The sequence below is a fragment of the Nocardia sp. NPDC004573 genome, from assembly GCF_053602135.1.
The window spans coordinates 223,623-240,984 of sequence record NZ_JBSGDA010000004.1 but is presented as its reverse complement, the minus strand read 5'-3'; the positions used below and the strand labels follow the sequence as shown (position 1 = coordinate 240,984).

The 17,362-nt window shown below is 69.2% G+C and carries 16 protein-coding genes; all 16 read left to right on the top strand.

The window, feature by feature from the left end; genetic code table 11:
• Window positions 1-4: 4 nt before the first annotated feature.
• The 16 genes from ACWEKR_RS08690 (at window position 5) to ACWEKR_RS08615 (ending at window position 17,312) form a co-directional block, all read left to right on the top strand.
• A complete protein-coding gene (locus tag ACWEKR_RS08690; RefSeq protein ID WP_051047470.1) occupies window positions 5-787 on the top strand; it encodes a hypothetical protein in 783 nt (260 codons plus the stop codon).
• Window positions 784-2,235, top strand: a complete 1,452-nt coding sequence (locus ACWEKR_RS08685; protein ID WP_452353958.1) for a hypothetical protein — start codon at window positions 784-786, stop codon at window positions 2,233-2,235. Before ACWEKR_RS08690 ends, ACWEKR_RS08685 begins: the two co-directional genes overlap by 4 nt.
• Entirely contained in the window at window positions 2,232-3,704 is a 1,473-nt protein-coding gene (locus ACWEKR_RS08680; protein WP_452353957.1) for an SCO6880 family protein, read from the top strand. Before ACWEKR_RS08685 ends, ACWEKR_RS08680 begins: the two co-directional genes overlap by 4 nt.
• The gene (locus ACWEKR_RS08675) at window positions 3,701-5,404 is read left to right on the top strand and encodes a hypothetical protein (protein ID WP_086007615.1); all 1,704 of its coding nucleotides are present in this window, start codon (window positions 3,701-3,703) and stop codon (window positions 5,402-5,404) included. The genes ACWEKR_RS08680 and ACWEKR_RS08675 overlap by 4 nt, the downstream gene beginning before the upstream one ends.
• A gap of 12 nt (window positions 5,405-5,416) precedes the next feature.
• The gene (locus ACWEKR_RS08670) at window positions 5,417-6,523 is read left to right on the top strand and encodes a C40 family peptidase (RefSeq protein WP_452353956.1); all 1,107 of its coding nucleotides are present in this window, start codon (window positions 5,417-5,419) and stop codon (window positions 6,521-6,523) included.
• 167 nt (window positions 6,524-6,690) lie between these two features.
• Entirely contained in the window at window positions 6,691-7,374 is a 684-nt protein-coding gene (locus tag ACWEKR_RS08665) for a hypothetical protein (protein WP_157227889.1), read from the top strand.
• Window positions 7,371-7,913: a hypothetical protein gene (locus ACWEKR_RS08660; protein ID WP_452353955.1), complete on the top strand. Its 543-nt coding sequence runs from the start codon at window positions 7,371-7,373 to the stop codon at window positions 7,911-7,913. Before ACWEKR_RS08665 ends, ACWEKR_RS08660 begins: the two co-directional genes overlap by 4 nt.
• A complete protein-coding gene (locus ACWEKR_RS08655; RefSeq protein WP_452353954.1) occupies window positions 7,910-8,869 on the top strand; it encodes a hypothetical protein in 960 nt (319 codons plus the stop codon). Before ACWEKR_RS08660 ends, ACWEKR_RS08655 begins: the two co-directional genes overlap by 4 nt.
• A 19-nt stretch (window positions 8,870-8,888) precedes the next feature.
• Window positions 8,889-9,770: a hypothetical protein gene (locus tag ACWEKR_RS08650; RefSeq protein WP_043738527.1), complete on the top strand. Its 882-nt coding sequence runs from the start codon at window positions 8,889-8,891 to the stop codon at window positions 9,768-9,770.
• A 65-nt stretch (window positions 9,771-9,835) separates the two neighbouring features.
• The gene (locus ACWEKR_RS08645) at window positions 9,836-10,492 is read left to right on the top strand and encodes a hypothetical protein (protein ID WP_452353953.1); all 657 of its coding nucleotides are present in this window, start codon (window positions 9,836-9,838) and stop codon (window positions 10,490-10,492) included.
• A gap of 13 nt (window positions 10,493-10,505) precedes the next feature.
• The gene (locus ACWEKR_RS08640) at window positions 10,506-11,492 is read left to right on the top strand and encodes a hypothetical protein (RefSeq protein ID WP_157227887.1); all 987 of its coding nucleotides are present in this window, start codon (window positions 10,506-10,508) and stop codon (window positions 11,490-11,492) included.
• Between the two features lie 182 nt (window positions 11,493-11,674).
• Complete coding sequence (locus ACWEKR_RS08635; protein WP_043738521.1) at window positions 11,675-12,673, top strand: hypothetical protein; 999 nt, start codon at window positions 11,675-11,677, stop codon at window positions 12,671-12,673.
• A gap of 49 nt (window positions 12,674-12,722) precedes the next feature.
• Complete coding sequence (locus tag ACWEKR_RS08630; RefSeq protein WP_452353952.1) at window positions 12,723-14,594, top strand: type IV secretory system conjugative DNA transfer family protein; 1,872 nt, start codon at window positions 12,723-12,725, stop codon at window positions 14,592-14,594.
• A complete protein-coding gene (locus ACWEKR_RS08625; RefSeq protein ID WP_452353951.1) occupies window positions 14,591-15,496 on the top strand; it encodes a DUF4913 domain-containing protein in 906 nt (301 codons plus the stop codon). The genes ACWEKR_RS08630 and ACWEKR_RS08625 overlap by 4 nt, the downstream gene beginning before the upstream one ends.
• Complete coding sequence (locus tag ACWEKR_RS08620; RefSeq protein ID WP_452353950.1) at window positions 15,493-16,398, top strand: hypothetical protein; 906 nt, start codon at window positions 15,493-15,495, stop codon at window positions 16,396-16,398. The genes ACWEKR_RS08625 and ACWEKR_RS08620 overlap by 4 nt, the downstream gene beginning before the upstream one ends.
• An 11-nt stretch (window positions 16,399-16,409) precedes the next feature.
• Window positions 16,410-17,312 (top strand): hypothetical protein, encoded by a 903-nt coding sequence (locus ACWEKR_RS08615; RefSeq protein ID WP_452353949.1) that lies wholly within the window; start codon window positions 16,410-16,412, stop codon window positions 17,310-17,312.
• The last annotated feature ends 50 nt before the right edge of the window (window positions 17,313-17,362 follow it).

Below are 17,362 nucleotides of genomic sequence, written 5' to 3'. Positions count from 1 at the left end.
CCGCATGCGAATTCCTCGACTGCTGATCATCGTCTTCGCCGCCATCGTCGTGGTGGTGATCGTCGTGTTCGTCGTGACCATCACCCGCGACGACGGCCCCTCTCAATCCGGCAGTACGACAACACGTCCGGCGCTTTCCTCCTCCGAGACCCGCCCCACGGGACTGACCGCGGACCTGTTCGGCAACCGGCTCGAGATTCCCGCGAGCGAGGCCGGGACCGCACTCGCGCAGGATCGCACCCGCCGGGCCGACCCTGGACAGCCGGACTACCTGGTGCACGCGCCTGCGGGCCTGCGCTGGCAACGGGGATGGGGCGGTGCGGCGCTGCCGGTCTCGACCGGCGACGGCCCGACCACGATCGCCGAGGGCATCGCCTCGGGTTTCGCGCACACCCCTCAAGGCGCCGGGCTGGCCGCTGCCGACGCGCTCGCCCGCGCGCTCGCAGCCCCCGAACCCACTTGGCAACAGGTCCTCGCGTTGCGCTATCACGGCGGCGGACAGGCCCTGGTCGACCGGTTCGCGCGCTCGCGGGCGCGCACCCCCGACGCCGCCCGCTACGTCACCGTGCCAGACGGTGTGCGCATCGCCGATGGATATAACCCCGACTACGCGGTCGTCGAATTTGCGACCCGCGACGGGCTCGGCTACAGGATCGCGCGCTGGCCGATGGCCTGGCTCGACGGCGACTGGCGCGTCGCGGTGCCCACTGAGATCGAAACCCTCTGGGGGCCAGGCACCTTCGTCGACTCGATGACCGGATTCGGTACATGGAAGGCCACCTCATGAACGACAGCCTCGTATTGGCGTCCCCGGCCGGCGGCGCCCGTCAGCAACTGCCGGTGCCCGGCGTCTGCGATATCCCCCTCGGCCCGCAGCAGGTGTGCGGCCAGGTCGGCCAGGTCGCGACCCAGGCGGTGGGCTCGGCCTGGGAGGACATGGTCGATTTCCTGATGTCGGGTTTCGGCCGCGGGGTGCGTTTCGTGATGGCCTGGTGGACCGACCTGCCCTCCCCGGTGCTGACCGGTCCCGGCGGCCAACCGGGCGCGGCACTGACCGCAGTGCGCGACTTCAGCGGCGGGCTCCAGGTCGTGTTCCTCACCGCCGGAATCATGTTCGCCGCCGCGCGGTTGGCCCTGGCCAAACGCGGTGGATTGGCCGGAGAAGCCCAGGAGAGCTTCCTGATGCTGGTGCGCGCCAGTTTCACCTCGATGGCCTTCGCGGTCCTGGTCACCACCGGTACCCGCGCGGGCGATGCCTTCTCGGAGTGGGTGATCTTCACCTCCAGCCACGGGGACTGGATGCGCGCGGTCGACCGGCTCACCGAATTCGACAAGGAAACCAACGCCGGGCTCGGCACCGGGATCCTGTTCGTGGTCGGGCTGCTCGGACTCATCAGCACCCTGATCCAACTGGTCATGTTGGTGATCCGCCAAGCCCTGCTGATCCTGGTCGTGGCGGTGATCCCCCTGGCTGCCGCGGCGTCGGGCACCGGTCCGGGATCGCAGTCCTACAAGAAACTGTTGTCTTGGTCGCTGGCGTTCGTGCTCTACAAACCCGTCGGGGCACTCGTCTACGCCATCGCCTTCACCGTGATCGGTGACGAGAAACAGACCGACCCGCAGCAGGTCCTGCTCGGATTGATCCTGCTGGTGATGAGCGTGATCGTGCTCCCGGCCCTAGTCCGGCTGGTCGCCCCGGCGGTGGCCACCCTCGGCGGGGGCGGCGGCGCAACCGCGGTGCTGGCCGGTGGCGCGGCGGGTATCGCCATGGGCTCGACCGGCGAGCGCGGCAGCGCCCGCAAGGTCAGCGAAGGCGAGAACGCGCCCAGCGGATCCGGCCCCGGCGACGCCTCCGGTGGTGGCGGTGGCGGCGGTGGTGGGGGAGGGGGCCGACCACTGGGCGGCGGTTCGGGCAGCGACTCCGGCACCGCTTCGGAAGCGAGCGCCGGCACCGGGGGATCGAGCGGATCCGGCGCAGGATCCACAGCCCGGTCGACCCCGCCGAACGCGAAGCCGTCCTCCGGAGCGGGAGCGGAGTCCGGGGGTGCTGCTGGTGGTGGTGGTGGTGGTGGGGCTGCTGCCGGTGCCGGTGCGGCCGGTGCGGCGGTGATGGCCGCGCAGCAGATCAAAGCCGCGGGCGAGCAGGGAGTCGCCGCGGTCGAGGCGCAGACCCGCGACGCTGCCGACGGGGGCTGGAATCCCGATTCGCTGACCCCGGCGGAGGTGCGGCGATGACCGCGCGGATGTACGGCCGGTGGGAACGCCCCCGCAGCGCAGGCTTCTTCGGCCTGACGTGGGGTGTGTCGATGGTCGGGCTCGGGCTGGTGATCACGATCATGGCCGGGTTCCTGATCTCGCGCTCGCTCAGCGTCGCCGCCGTCCTGGTGGTCGTGGCCGCGGCGGTGTTCGCACCTTTGGCGGTCACGATCAACGGCCGCACCGGCTGGGAACTTGCGCTGCTGCGCGTCCAGTTCGCCACCGCCCGCGCCCGCGGTGAACACCTCTATCGGGCCGGGCGCTTCGCCCGCATCCCTGGCATCGCGAAACTGCCCGGTCTGCTGGCGGATTCGAGCCTGTCGGAGTACGAGACGGCGGGCGGGCGCCGGTTCGCGATGCTGCACATCCGCCGCAGCGACCACTACGCGGTGGTGCTGAGGGTCGTTCCGCGCGGCAAGGAGCTGGTGGATCAACCCCAGATCGATGCCTGGGTCGAAGGGTACGGGCAATTCCTGGCGACCCAGAGCCGCGGCGGCGAGGTCGTGGCGGTCACCGCAGTTCTTGACAACGTCGTCGAGACCCGGCTGCGCCAGGCCCGCGAGGTCACCCGGCTGGTGCGTGAGCAGGCCCCGGAGTTCGCCCAGGCTGTGATGCGCGAAGCCGCCGCCGACCTCGGCGGAGTCGGTGTGCGGATCGAGGCCCGGATCGCGATCACCTACCGCGCCATCGGCAAGGGCCGCGTGCTCCGCGACGACGCCGAGCAGGCCCGCGAGATCGGGCAACGCCTGCAAGGGGTGCTGTCTCAGCTCGCCCGCGCCGGCCTGCCCGCCACCCCGCTCCAAGCGTGGGAAGTCCTGGCGCTGGTGCGGACCCGTTACGACCTGGCCTCCCAACGCGACGTCGAAGCCGCCGGCGCGTCACTGCTCGAGACCCAGTCCTGGGATTCGGTCGGGCCGATCGCCCACGTCGATCGCTGGGATCACTACGTCCACGACGGAGCCCGCTCGATCACCTGGGAGATGGACGCCGCCCCCCGCGGCGCGGTCATGGAAACCGTTCTCGAGGAACTACTGCGCCCCCGCGCGGACGTGCCACGCAAACGCGTGGCCCTGTTCTACCGGCTGCACTCGGCCGCCGAAGCCACCTCACTCGTGGACTCCGATTTCCGTGACGCCATCGCCGCCGAACAGACCGAACGCGGGATCGCCTCGGCTTCGGCGCGTATCCGGGTCGGCAACACCCAAGCCGCCCGCGAAGAACAAGCCCGCGGCGCGGGCCTGACCCGCTTCGGGGCGCTGGTCACGGTCACCGATCACCTCGACGGTGACTTGCCCGGTATCGAGGCATCGGTCAAGGCCATGAGCGCGGCGTCCCGGTTGAGCGTGCGCCGCTGCTACGGCTCCCAGGCCGCGAGCTTCGCCGCGTCACTGGGGATCGGGTTGATCCTGCCCGAGCACTCCTCGATCTCCAAGCGGGTAAGCGCATGACCGGCAACAGCAACCACCGTGATCGGCGGCGCAGCGAGACCGTCGCGGGGGTGCGGGTGCTCACCGCGACCGCGCGGGCGGCGACCGAAGCCGCTGCCGCCCGGCCCGGGATCCGGGGCTGGTGGGCGCGGCTGGCGATATCGAGCGATGATCATCGCCGGGCCACCGCCGCCCGCCGCACCGAGAACGCGGGTGCCGGAGATGGCTTCGACCGATCGCTGGCGCAGCTCACCGACCGCGGATACCGCGGGCCGGGCGGCGGCCGGGCCGCCGTCGTCCCCACCACCCCGGAATGGCGCGCCACCACCGTCCAAGTCGCCGGACTCTGGCCCTTCTCCGTCGGCGCCAGCGCACCCACCGTCGGCACCCCGGTCGGCTCGCACTACATCACCGGCGCACCGGTCCACTTCGACCCGATGAGCTGGTTCCTCAAAGGATTCATCACCGCACCGATCGCATTCGTGCTGGCACTCAACGGATTCGGCAAATCCTCCCTCATCCGGCGCATGGTGACCGGAGCGGTTGCGGCGGGGGAGACCGTGCTGTGCATGGGCGACACCAAACCCGACTACCGCGACCTCGTGCTGCGCCTGGGCGGACAGGTCGTCGACGTCGGCTACGGGCACGGCACCCTCAACCCCCTCGACGTCGGAGCGCTCGGGGCGATCGTGGACCGGCTCACCGACCTCGACCAGCGCCGCCAGGTCACCGCACGGGTCGAAGCCGGACAGGTCAACATCGTCGCCGGCCTGATCGAACTCGTCCGCGGCTCCCGCGTCGCCGACTACGAAGAAGTCCTCATCGCCGCAGGACTGCGCGAACTCTACAGCGCCGCCAACGATTTCACCCACGAGCGGCCACCGCTGATCGAGGACCTGCTCGCGGTGATCTCCACCGGCGGCGACCGGATGATGCGCTTCGCCGAAGAGGACGACGAAACCAGCTATCGCGCCTCCACCAAGACCCTGCGTCGTTCCTTGCGTGCCCTGGTGGAGGGGCCGTTCGGGGCGATCTTCAACGGCCCCACCACCACGCGGCTGGACCTGGCGAGCCCGGCGGTGTGCGTGGATGTCTCACGGATCCCCGAAGGTGACACCAAACTGCTGGCCGCGGTGCTGATGGTGTGCTGGAGCGAGGGCTTCGGTGCCGTTGCAGCCGCGCACGCCCTCTCCGATGCCGGACTCGCCCCGCCGCGCACCTTCGAAGTGGTGATGGACGAGATCTGGCGCGTCCTCGGGGTCGGGGAATTCATGGTCGACCGCGTCGACGCCCTGACGCGCCTGAACAGGACTTTGGGCACCGGGCTGATCATGTGCAGCCACACCATCAAAGACCTCGCCGCCTTCGATTCCGCTGCGGCACAAGCCAAAGCGCTCGGGTTCTTCGAACGCGCCCGCGCCAAGATCATCGGCCCGGTCGGCCCGGAAGAGATCGACCGCATCCGCGCCGCCGTCGGCATCACCGACACCGAGAAACTCCTCGTCACCTCCTGGGCCGCGCCACGCCCACCTACCGACGACGACCTCGACCCCGGACAGCGCGAAACACCGCCCGGCACAGGATGTTTCCTCCTCAAGACCGGTGAAGCGGCCGAGCCGGGTGTGGCCTTCCGCATGACCTTCACCCCGACCGAACGGGCGAGCCAGGTCCACAACACGAATCAACGTTTCGATCTGGACAGCGAGGCGACAAGGCGATGACCGGCGACGATGATGAACGCGACCTCGAAAACGACCGCCGCCGCAGCGATCCTACTACCGATCACGCTGCTGGTGTTGCTACTCGGGGTGATCGCAGCCGATCCACCCACCTCCTGCGCCACACCGCTGGCCGCCGGAGCGGGCGGGCCGACCGGGCAAACGGTCGCGGGGTTGAGCGAAGCGCAGCTGCGGCTCGCGCGCGACGGGGTCGTGATCGGCAAACAACGCCGGATGCCCGAATCGGTGATCATCGCCGAACTCGCCGCCCAAGCCACGGAGTCCGGGTTCCGGAATCTGGCGAATCCGTCGGTGCCGGAATCGCTGACCTATCCCAACGACGGGCTGGGCCACGACCACGACTCGGTCGGCCCGCATCAACTCCGGGCCAGCGTGTGGGGATCGGTCGGCATCGCGAAGCTGATGCAATCGAGCTACCAGATCAACTGGTTCTACGACCGCGCCGAACAATCAGGTCTCTTGGCGCAACAGCTCTCACCCGCGGAGTTAGCCCAGCACATCGAGCAATCGGCACCCAACGCCTACGCCGGACAGATCGAACTCGCACGCGATTTGTATCAGCGTTTCGCCGACATCGACCCCCGCACCGCACCCGCCTCGGCGGGTGCGGCGCCCACAGGCTGTGGGTCGGGGGCAGCGGCGGTGTTGAGTCCCGCCGAGGCCAGCGCGTTCGGGCGCGCGGTGATCGAGCACGCCTCCCGCTGGATCGGCACCCCGTATGTGTGGGGCGGCGGCGATATCAACGGCCCGACCAACGGTGGCCTGGACTGCTCGGGACTGACCCTGTACGCGATCTACCACGCTTCCGGCGGCCGAATCCGGCTCCCGCACTACACCCAAGCCCAGCAGGACCATCCCAGCGCGGTCGTCGTCCCGTTCGCGCAACGACAGCCCGGCGATTTGATCTTCTTCACCTCCCGAGGGGACTCGGATTCCCATCACGTCGGGATCTATCTGGGGCCCGACGATCAGGGACGCGACCAGCTCCTGCACGCTCCCCAATCCGGACAGACGGTGACCACCACTGCCCTCAGCGGATTCGAGGGGGAGCGAATGGACGTACGCCGCTACGAAATCCGCGAATCGACCGGGTTGTCATGACCGATTGCGTCTTCTCACCGGATCTTGCGTCGATCCCGTTGCGCACCGGTGCACGGCCCACAGCATGCCGCGAGAACCCATACCCCGGCCGCGATCACCGCCCCATCTGCCGACGCCCCCGCAGAACCGGAAACAGCACGTAGACAACGACACACGGAGGTCGAACCGTGAGTGAGAACCCCACAGACCGCCCCGCCGCCGGTGCGGGAACGACGATGCGCGATATCGAATTACTGGTCACCACCAACACCGCGCTGCTTCGCCGCACCACCCGTGCCCTGGACCTGGAGCGCTTCGCGCTCGAGCACGGACTCGACGATCCGGCCGGATTTCAGCGATTCGTCCGCGTTCTGCGCTCGATGGCCGGGGTCGACTACGAGGCCGTGCGCGCGCTGAACATCGCGCAGAAGGGCGCCGACCCGATCTTCGCGGTCCGCGCGGTCCACGGTCCGCGACTGGCGCTGTGGTGCGCGGGCACCCGTGCTCATTTCACCGTCATCCGCTCGGGCGGAGAGATCGTCTGGCGCGACCGCCACCCGCCGGACGCGACGGTCAAGAGCGCGGCGCAGGCCGCCGAATCCGCCGCACTCCAGGCGATCCGGGTCGCCGGGCAGACGTGCCGACGGTGGGATGTCGACGCCGCCGCCCTGCGCCTGACCGTCGCACGCAGCCACGGGCTCGATCTGGCCGGGCTCTACCGCGCCGCCCTCGCCGCGAATCTGTTGCTCGAGATCGTCACCGATCCCGTCCGCAATCCGGCAGCCCGCGCCTCGAGCGCCCCCCGCGTCGAATGGCGCGGCAGCGACCTGCTGTCGCTGACCGACCCCGACCACGACCCGGACCAGTCATGAGCAGCCGACGCACAACGGCGGCATGGATCGCCACCGTCGCGATCTGCGCGACAGGATGTGCCGCACAAATTCCCGCCAGCCCTACGACTACCCAGAACAACTGCTACGCAAAAGGTTTCACCGCACCGTTCGATCAGGTCGATCCCTGCGATGCCGACCAGGTACTCACCGCCGCGCTCGGCGCGATCTTCGGCTACCGGCCCAGTGAGCAGGCCGACCCCACCGAGGCGCTGGCCTCGGCACGAGCGTTGCTCGAGGACCGGTTCGCCGCGAGCGCCGCATCCAGCGCGCTGGTGTGGGCGCCGGTCACCACCGCCGTCTGGCAGCAGTGGCGCCACGACCGTGTGCAGGTCGCGACCACCGCGCGAGTACTGGCCGATGACCACCAACCCGACACCACCACCAGGGTGGCCCGAGTCGTGACCGTCGACATCGACGCGCCCGAGTCCGATCCTGGCGCCTTCGCGGTTTACGCCACCGCGACCCGCGGCAGCGTCGAGATGCCATGGCTTCTGTCCGGATTGCAGGTGACCCAGTGAGCGGGGATCCGGTCGAGGAGGGCGGCCAGCAGATGCGTCAGGGCTTCGTCCAAGCCCTGCAAACCGCACATACCACCGCGGCGTTGATGCGCGGACGCGGCACCGATAGCCGATCCCGCACCGAACACCTCCAGCGCGTCGAACAAGCCGATCAACGCGAGCTGCGCTCGATCCGCGAGCACAACGTGAGGGTCGCCGCCGCGATCGACAAATCGACATCCGACTGGCGGGTCAACGAAGCTCGCATCACCGAAATCAAAGGTCGCACCACCCACAACCAGGAAGCCCACACCCTCGCACAAACCGAAACGAAGCGACGCATCGAACGCGCCGACGAACTCCACAGCCTCGACGTCGAATACAAGCAACTGCTGATCGGAATCCGTAAGCGCGCAGCCGGTTTCACCGACACCCTCACCAGCCAAGGCACCGACGGTGAGACTGCGGCATCAACGGCGGCGTTCGCCGCCGCCGACGCCAACCGGGACCTGTCCGAGGAACACGAGCGCGACGCCGACGCATACGACCAGCGCTTCGCCGAGGACACCGGCCACAACGTCACCGAGGTCATCGACGCTCCCTCCCTCCCGGCTGCCGACGCCGACGCCGTGATCGACGTCGAATTCTTCGACATCGAGCCCGACCAACCCGGCGGCGACGACCTCGGCGTCACCGACCCCACCGCATCCACCGAACCCGAGTACCCGGATTCGGTGGCACCGGATGCGTGGCAGCGACTGACCGAAAACCTGACCGCCGAGACCCGCCTCTCACACGCGGTCGACGAACTGATCGATCCCGCGCCCGAGCCTGATCTGCCGATGGCATCGGCGGTCGCCGACGCCGTGGACGCCGCGGTCGGTAGCGGCACCGGTGAGGAACCGCTGCCCGAGGACGCACCAGGCATCGATCCCACGACCGAGCAGTTCGGTCCAGAACCGGAGTGGGAGCTGTGACCGGGTCGAGGAGTCGGTGATGGACAGCCCGACCGCGCTGCAGGCCCACCTGCTCAAGGGCATCCAGAACCTGTCGTTGGACAACGAGCGCCACCGCCCGCGCCCGACCGAGACCGGCGAACCCGCCGCCACCGACGAACAGTGGGGAATCGGGCAGCGCTGCCTGGACCAACTCGAACAGGTCGCCCTCGGAATCGGGGTACCGCACGCGTGGATCGACTACGCTCGCGCATCCGGGCAACGCGGCGAACGGTGGCAGCCGGGCCGGCAGATGCTCGGATCCGGGCGCGTCGAACGCTCAGTGCTGATCACCGCGCTGGGCCGAGACGTTCGCGGCTTGCAGGACATGTCCGGTATCGGCGCGGTCTTCACCCACCGTGGCGTCGACGCCGAGGTCACCGCCCGCTTCCGCCGGATCATGGGCATGACCTGGCAGCGTCTGGGCGCGATCTCCCACGCCCTGGGGTTGACGACCGAAGAACGACACCAGGTCTGGGCCCGCGGCGAGCGCCACTGGTCCACTGCGGTCGCCGAGCGACTCCGCGACACCGACTTGAAGTCGCTGGCACAGGACTGGAACCGGATCGTCACCGCTGACTTTAGCGCGGCGACCATCCCGGTGGTCGTGCTGCAAGCGGCCGGGATCACCGCCGCCGACGCCCACGCGGCGATGCCGACCTCGCCCGACGACATGGTCACCGAGGTCACCGAAGCCCTCGCCCTGCTCGACGAACGCCACATTCCCGACCCCGCCATCGCCCGCACGGCCGCTGCGATCGCCACCGCGGTAGAGCCCTCACCCGAGCCCGGCGCGGCCCTCGCCGACCCGGACTCCACCGCGGCGGGCGAACAGATTTCCCTGCCCTCCTACCCCGATCCGAGCGACGGAGCCGAACCATGACGGCAGCTACAGCGATGCAACCGAAAACCGTTGTGCCACAACCCCGAATAGGAAGGAGAAGGCAGATGAGTCGAACCGATGATCTCGGGGACTTGGCGAGCTGGAAAGCCGGGCTGCTCGCGCGGATCCAAGTGCGTGGCGTCGAGGACGCGCGGTTGCTGTATCGGGGATATCCCGAATACGGCCCCGGCTTCGGACGCCGTGACATCGCGATCCAATCCTGGCAAGCGCACCTGCGCGACCTCAAGGCCGAACAGCGGGAATTGATCCTGCGCACCGACACCCCCGGAATCCCGCCCACGGCGATCGCCGCGGCGGTGGAAAACGGCAAGGCGGGCCGACGGTGGGGCGAGGCCGTGACCGACCCACCGACAACCCGCCACGGCGACGACCCGGTCCGCGCGCAGATGATTGCGGCGATCGCCGAGGACATCTGGACGTTGGAACACATGGCTGCCATCGCCATCGCGCGCGAAGAACGCGAGGTCGGCAACCCGACCGACAGCGCCGGTCACCAGCAGTACCTGATCAACATGGACCTGCTGTGGGAACGCGTCGACTCCGTCGCGGCGCTCGCCGAACTGACCCTGGCCGAACGCGATCAACTCTGGGGACGTGACGACCTCGGCTGGTCGCGGCTGGTGGCGGCGAGCACGGATCGGTGGCTCGAACCACCCGATCACCCGCCGGATAACGGGCCGACCGGCGGGGTCGAGCTGTGAGCGGGTGGCGATCATGACGACTCCGCCCCCGGCGCCAGGATCCCGCGAATCGGTCGTGCAGTGGCAAGCCCAGCTGCTCTCCCAGATCCGGCTGCTCACCGGCGAGCACACCCGAATCCTCGGTGCAGGCTGGGAAGGGTTCGAACCGCTGGATTCCGGCGGTGACGCCGAATCGGCTTGGCGGCAACACCTCGACGCCCTGTCCGCCGAGCGAGAGCGCACTGAGCAGACCGCGCTCTCGGCGGGTGTGCGGCAGGAATGGATCGACGACGCGGTCGCGCTCGGCGAGAACAGTGCCCGGCCCCGTGTGGATGCCCTGTCGAGATTGGATTCGATGCCCTGGCGCGACAACGCCGCCCAAGGATTCTTCGTCGGCATGCTCGGGCTGGACCTGTGGCATTTGGAGCGGATGGCCGCGTTGGCGGCCGAACGTGACGACCGCGTCGCGACCGGCCGCTGGAGCTACGGCAAGAACCCGATGTCGGAAAAGCAGTTCGCCCAGAACATGGAGCTACGTCACGAACGGGTGGTCGCGCTGGCACACGCCGCGCAGATCACCGAGGACGAGGCCGACATGTTGTGGGGCGACGCTGCCGAACCCTACCGGCGTGATCACGCCGTACGGCTGGAAATCCGCGACGAACTCAGTGTGGCCCGAGCATGGCACTCCTACACCAAACCCAGCACCGAACTGTCGGTACCGCCCTACGTTCCGACCGACCCCGCCACAGGCACCCCAATCGTCGGCGCGCACACGCTGCCACCGACACCGCAACAGATGATCGCCGCCGCCGCGGCGACACTGCGCGCCGAATTCATCAACGCCGCATTAGCCGACACCGACGTCGCCGCCGACACCACCACCGCGCTCGGCGCCATCTCCGCTGCCGTGGACGATGAGCTGCCCGCCGAGGACACCGGCCTCGCCATCGACCCCGACCTCGGACCGGATCCGGACAGTGACGGCGGATATCGCCACGACTACGGCACCGACCCCTGACCACCTGACAGACCCTGCGTTTCGTCGATGCCGTCGGTCACGGGTACTGGCCGCGACATCGAACCCGCCACCGGGGACACCGATTCTTCCTCCTCTCTGTTTCGGAGGCTGCCGATGTCCATCCCGCAAGCACCACACCACCGAACACCGCGACACCGTGACCACACCGCGGGCAGGCGCTGATGAGCTGGCCCGACTCGCACCCCGGATCGCCCACCGATCCCGGCTACTACCACGACGCCGCCGACGAGCGTGAAGCCCAACTGCGCGCCGATTTCGCCCTCTACCACAACCTCCGCGAAATCGCGCCGTTCGGCGAAACATCCGATCAAGTCGCCGAATTGACCGCCCAAGCCCAGATGCTGGCCGAGCGGTGGACCGGTGCCGGTCACACCGAATTCGCCCGGCTGTGGATGCAATTGGACGCCAGCACCGCTGCCTGGCTGGCCCGGCCGGAAACCACGCGCGCCGCCTACGACCGCCTCGCACAAGCACATGCCACAGGTGATCAGCTCGTCGACGACCTGACCTGGCGCACCCTGCGCCAGACCGCGATCCTGACCGGACGCATCGAACCCGGCATCACCGGATCGGTACAGGACAGCGCACGCTCACGCCCCCAGGACCGGGCGAAAGTGATCGAGCTGCGCCCGACGAGCCGGGTGGACCGCGCACTCGGCGGACGTGGACCCGAGATCTCGCTGAAGGAAGTCGACGCGCTCATCGCTTCCACCGACGAGCTGCTCGACGCCGAAGAACGCGACGGCGACCTCGATACCGGCGCAGACCAACGCAGCGTCGAGCGGCAAGCGGCACTGCGGCGGGTCCAGGACCTGTCGGCCGAGCACACCCGCACCAGCACCCGCTTCGCCGGCGTGCCCAGCCACGACCAGGACCTCATCGAGCGCCTGGACGAGCTGCTGGCCCAGACCCGCGACGCCCGCGCGGAGGCGGCACGGGCCGGGGCCACTCAAGACCAGATCGACCTCGCCTACCTCGCCGGACGCGACGGCACCTACGCCCACACCACCACCGAACCCGATGCGACCGCCGCCGACCGCATCGGCGCGGCAGTCTCGGCCGCCATCCCCGCCGACCCGGTCGACACACCCGGCGCCGGGCCCGAGCCCGACCTCGATACCGAGCCCGACCCGTCCCGAGACATCGAGGTGTCGCTGTGAAAACGACTGTCCACCAACAGATATCGAAAGCCGATCGAGGAGTGCGCGCATGATCTCGACACGGGAGACCCGTCGACGGACCAAGAGCGGGATCGGGGAAGAGACCACGATCCTGATGCTGTTCGTTGCGGCGGTCGCGGTGGCGCTCACCGCCTGGGCGGCGCTGTCGCTGGGCCGGTGGTGGGCCGGATTGCCGGTCACCGGGAACCCGGCCGCCGCGCTGCTGGCCGTCGCGCTCGGCAAAGCGAGCTGGCCGTGGCAGGCCACGCTCGTGGCCGTCGCGCTCTACGGCCTCGAAGCGGGCGCGCTCGTCGCCGGATGGCGACTGCTGCGCACACCGCACGAGATCGACAGCGCCGCACGGACCATGCAGCGCCCCAGCCAGATCCGTATCGCACGCGCCGGCGACAACGCCGCGGCCAACCGGCGGTTGCTGGCCGACGCACCCGAGGACGTCCAAGAACTCAAAGGCCCGCCCCTGGGCCGAACGGTCGTCGGCGGGGTCGAGCTGTTCGTGCCCGCCGAGTTGGGGGTGACGATCGCGGCGGGTACCCGCACCGGCAAGACCATGGCCTGGGCGATCCCGGCGGTCCTCGCGGCGTGGGGGCCGTGCCTGGCCACCTCGAACAAACCCGATCTCTACCGCCACACCCTCGCCGGACGGCAAGAGGCGGGCGATATCTGGCTTTCGGACCTGCAAGGGGTCACCGGAACACCGACCTGCGGGTTCTGGGTGAATTTGCTGACACAGGTCACAGGCTTGCCGGCGGCACGCAAACTGGCCGGGTTCTTCGTCTCCGCATCCTCGGGAACCGCCGCCCAAGCCGCGAATGCCAAGGTGGACAGTTACTTCGATGGCGGCGCCCAAGAACTACTCGCCCTCTACATACTCGCCGCCGCCCGCGCGGGCGGGGATCTGCTGCACGTGGCCGAATGGCTGGGCAAGGATCAGGATCCCACCCCGGCACTGATCCTGGATGCCCACGGCCAGCGCCGTCCCGCCGAACGTATCCGCGAGTCCCAGGCCCTCTACTCCCGCCAAAGAGACGGGCTCTACGACATGGCCAGAAGGTTTCTGAACGTCTTGGCCGACGCCGATTACGCGCGGATGGTGACCCCGCCTTCACGCACTCATTTGCGGGTGCGTGAAGGCAAAGCGGGTGTCGTGATCGAGAAGGCGGCCCAGCCCCGCACGCACGAGTTGCCGGAGTTCAAGCCGGTCGATTTCGTCGAATCCACCGACACCGTGTACGCGCTGAGCATGGCCGGACCGGACGGGGCGACCCCGCTGACCTCGGCGCTGGTCGGGCAGATCATCGAGGCCGCGCTGAGCGCCGCGCGCGCCCGGCCCGACGGCAGGCTGGCGGTGCCGCTGCTCGGTGTGCTCGACGAGGCCGCCAACTGCGCCCGCATCAGCGAACTCCCCAGTTACTACACCTATTCGGGGGGCTGCGGAATCATCTTGATGACCATCCTGCAAGTTCTCGAACAGGGCGAAGACCTGTGGGGCGCCAACGGACTCAAGACGATGCGCGCCCAGTCGATCGAGGTCTACGGCGGCGGAATCGCCGCGGTCGACTACCTCCAGCACTGGTCACAGATGGCCGGACAGCACGATGTCGCCGACCGCTCCCGCAGCCGCGGCCAAGGCGGCACCAACCGCACGCTGTCGTGGCGTGCCGAACCCATCCTCGAGGTCTCCCAGCTCGCCGCGCTCCCCAAAGACCGCGCCCTGGTCCGGCTGCCCGGACACGGACCGGTCCTCGTATCCAAAACCTGGTGGCAGGACACCGAATACGCACCGCTGATCCACCGATCGCTGAAGCAATTCGCCACCGACAGCCAGCCCGTCGCCCTCGTCGTACCCGAGAAACCCGACGACGCAGACGACGGTCCGGACGCCGAAGGGCAGCGGTCATGAACGCCACGAACCCGACGGCACCAGCCGCCAAACCGGCGCAGGCCCGCAAATCCTCGTATCCCCACTTCGTCGCCTTCGCCGAGAAATGGCTGCTGCCCTTGATCAGCGTCCGGATCTCCGGCGGCCAACGCGAGAACACCTACACCTGGTGTGAGCGATGGTGGGCGCACCGCCCCGTCGCGGTCCGCGTCGCCTTCTTGCACGGCGCGTTCGAAGCCTCCCGTGGCCCCGGCGCCAGCGGATTCGTCACCGGCCACGTCGACCCCCATTTCCGCGTCATACTCGACGCCGCCAAAGGACCCCTGCACCGCTGCACCCCGACCGACCACGTCAAGACACCCTCGCTGCCGTTCGAACCCGTTCCCCCCGAACGCATCCCGCCCACCGACCGCGCGGAACAAGCCGCACCCACCGAGACCGGTACCGGCTCGGCGAAGGACACCGACTCCGAGAAGAAGAAGCCGCCGCCGCGGTTCACCGACTACGGGCTCTGGGTGCAGCAGTGGCTGCTGCCGGTGACCTCGGTACGCATCGCCGCCCAGCACCGCGAGGGCACCTACACCTGGTGCACCCGCTGGTGGGAACACCACAGTGTCTCGGTCCGGTTCGCGCTGCTGCACGCGGCGTTCGAGGCCGCGGTCATCTCCACCGACAAGACGGCGATGTCGTCGCTGTTCACCCGTCAGATCGATCCGACCATGCGCCTGGTCCTCGACGCCGCCAATGGGCCGCTGCACCGCTGCACACCCAGCGACCACGTCGAGCTGGCCGGACTGGCCGCCAGCCGCGTACCCCGTAACTGGTTCGGCGCGCCCGGCGCGCGGCCCGCGATCGAACGGCTGGGATTCGGGCCCGATTTCCGAGTGCTCGCCCCGGGCGAGGACGAGGAGGAGCTGTCGTGATCACGCCCACCCGAGCCCAGACACGGTTGCTCAAGGCCGTCCAGAACCGCAGTCGCGTCATCGCCGCCATGCTCACCGAGGCAGAAGGATTCGACGGCTCACCGACGCAGGAGTGGTTCAGCACCTACCAGCACCACGCGATCACGCGCGCGGACCTGATCGCCGCCGCCACCGCTGGCGGAGTACCGACCGAGTGGCTCGACCAGGCCCAGGCGCGCGGTGAGCGGGGGATCGGATGGCGCGCGGATCTGTATCTGGCCACTCCCGGCCCGACAGACTGGGACCGGATCCTCGGCGATCTCACCGGGGATGTGGCCCGGATCCAGGAATGGGAAGTACTCGATGCCGCGAACCGGCAGCTGCACGCCCACGACCCGGGCGGCGCGTCGGCGAGCCTGCGCACCAACCTGTCCGCCTTGCACATGCGCACCGCCGGTGTCGCGAATCTGCTGGGACTGACCGCCGACCAAGGAACCCAGTTGTGGGGCGAACTCGACGACTGGGCACGCTCGGCCGCCGCCACGCTCGACGGACTGCCCGCCGAACAGATCCGGCACCGCTGGCACGCCGCCGCCGACACCGACACCCGCGCCTGGGCCGGGCAAGCCACCGCCCTGGCCACCGACGCCAGGATCGCCGTCGACACCAGCCCCGCGCTGCCCGCCCCTGCGGCCCTGCGGACCGCGATCGCCGACCAATTGGGGCCAGTCCACGCGCAGTTCGTTCCCGCGCGCGACACCGAGCTTTGCGCGGCGCTGGACGCGGCGATCCCCGAACCCGACCAGCAATCGCCGAGCACCGAGGTGCTGTTCAGCGACGCACCGTCCCCCGATGAACCGTGGGTTTCCGAACATGCCGGTGCGGAACCGGTATTCCTGAGCGCGGAGGGCAGTCCGTGGTGAGCGGGGTCGCGATGCCTGTGCGGGTGCGCGATATCCCCGCCGACCACGCGCAGGGACTGCGGCGCATCCACGAGCTCGCCGCCGAAAGCGCCCGCCTGCACCATCTCCAGAACACCGCAGGGGCGTCGGTCACCGAGCGGCTGGGCCGGCAACAACAGATCGATCGGGCCGACCGCGAGCGGGGCCTGCTCGAAATCACGGTCCGGGGCAACGGTGTCCCCACCGAATGGGTGGACCTCGCCCGGCGACTCGGATTCTCCCGACAGCCCTGGACACCGGCACAGATCCTGCCCCCGCCTTCGCCCTCGACACTTGCGCGCGGAAACCGCAACCGGGTCGCCTCCGATATCCATCGGCTCGCCGACATGGCCGCGGTCTCCGCGGTGCGCCAGCACCTGCTGACCCACCACCAGATCAGCATCGACCCGAACTCGGTCGCCGAACACCAGTTCCGTCGCAACATGCACACGGTCTGGCAGCGCGCCGTCGTCACCGCCGCAGCGATCGGTATGCCCACATCCCAGCGCGAACGCATCACCGATGCCGCCGCCGCTGGCCTCGACCAGCGCCTGAGCATCTACCGGGATCTCACCCTCGACGACCTCGACACCCTGTGGCACGCCTACACGGGCGCCGCCTTCGGCGACACCGCGCGCCGAAAGCTCACCAAGGCGCCCGAACGCGACACCACCAACGCCGCGTTTCCCGCTCCCACGGACTGGCTCGAACAGGCCCGGACCGGTCTGTCCAGCACGCTGCCTACCGACCCCGCCGACGACATCGCCGCTGCGGTCGCCGCAGCCGTCACCGACACCGACCCCGACCAGGGCACCGAGCGAGAACGCGACCACGACCCCGTCGTGGACCAGTTCGCCGACCACCAGGTCGCGACGGAGTCCGGACCCGACCCGTGATCTGTCCGACATCGGCGCGCCCGCAACCAGCACAGGAGCAGACGTGACCC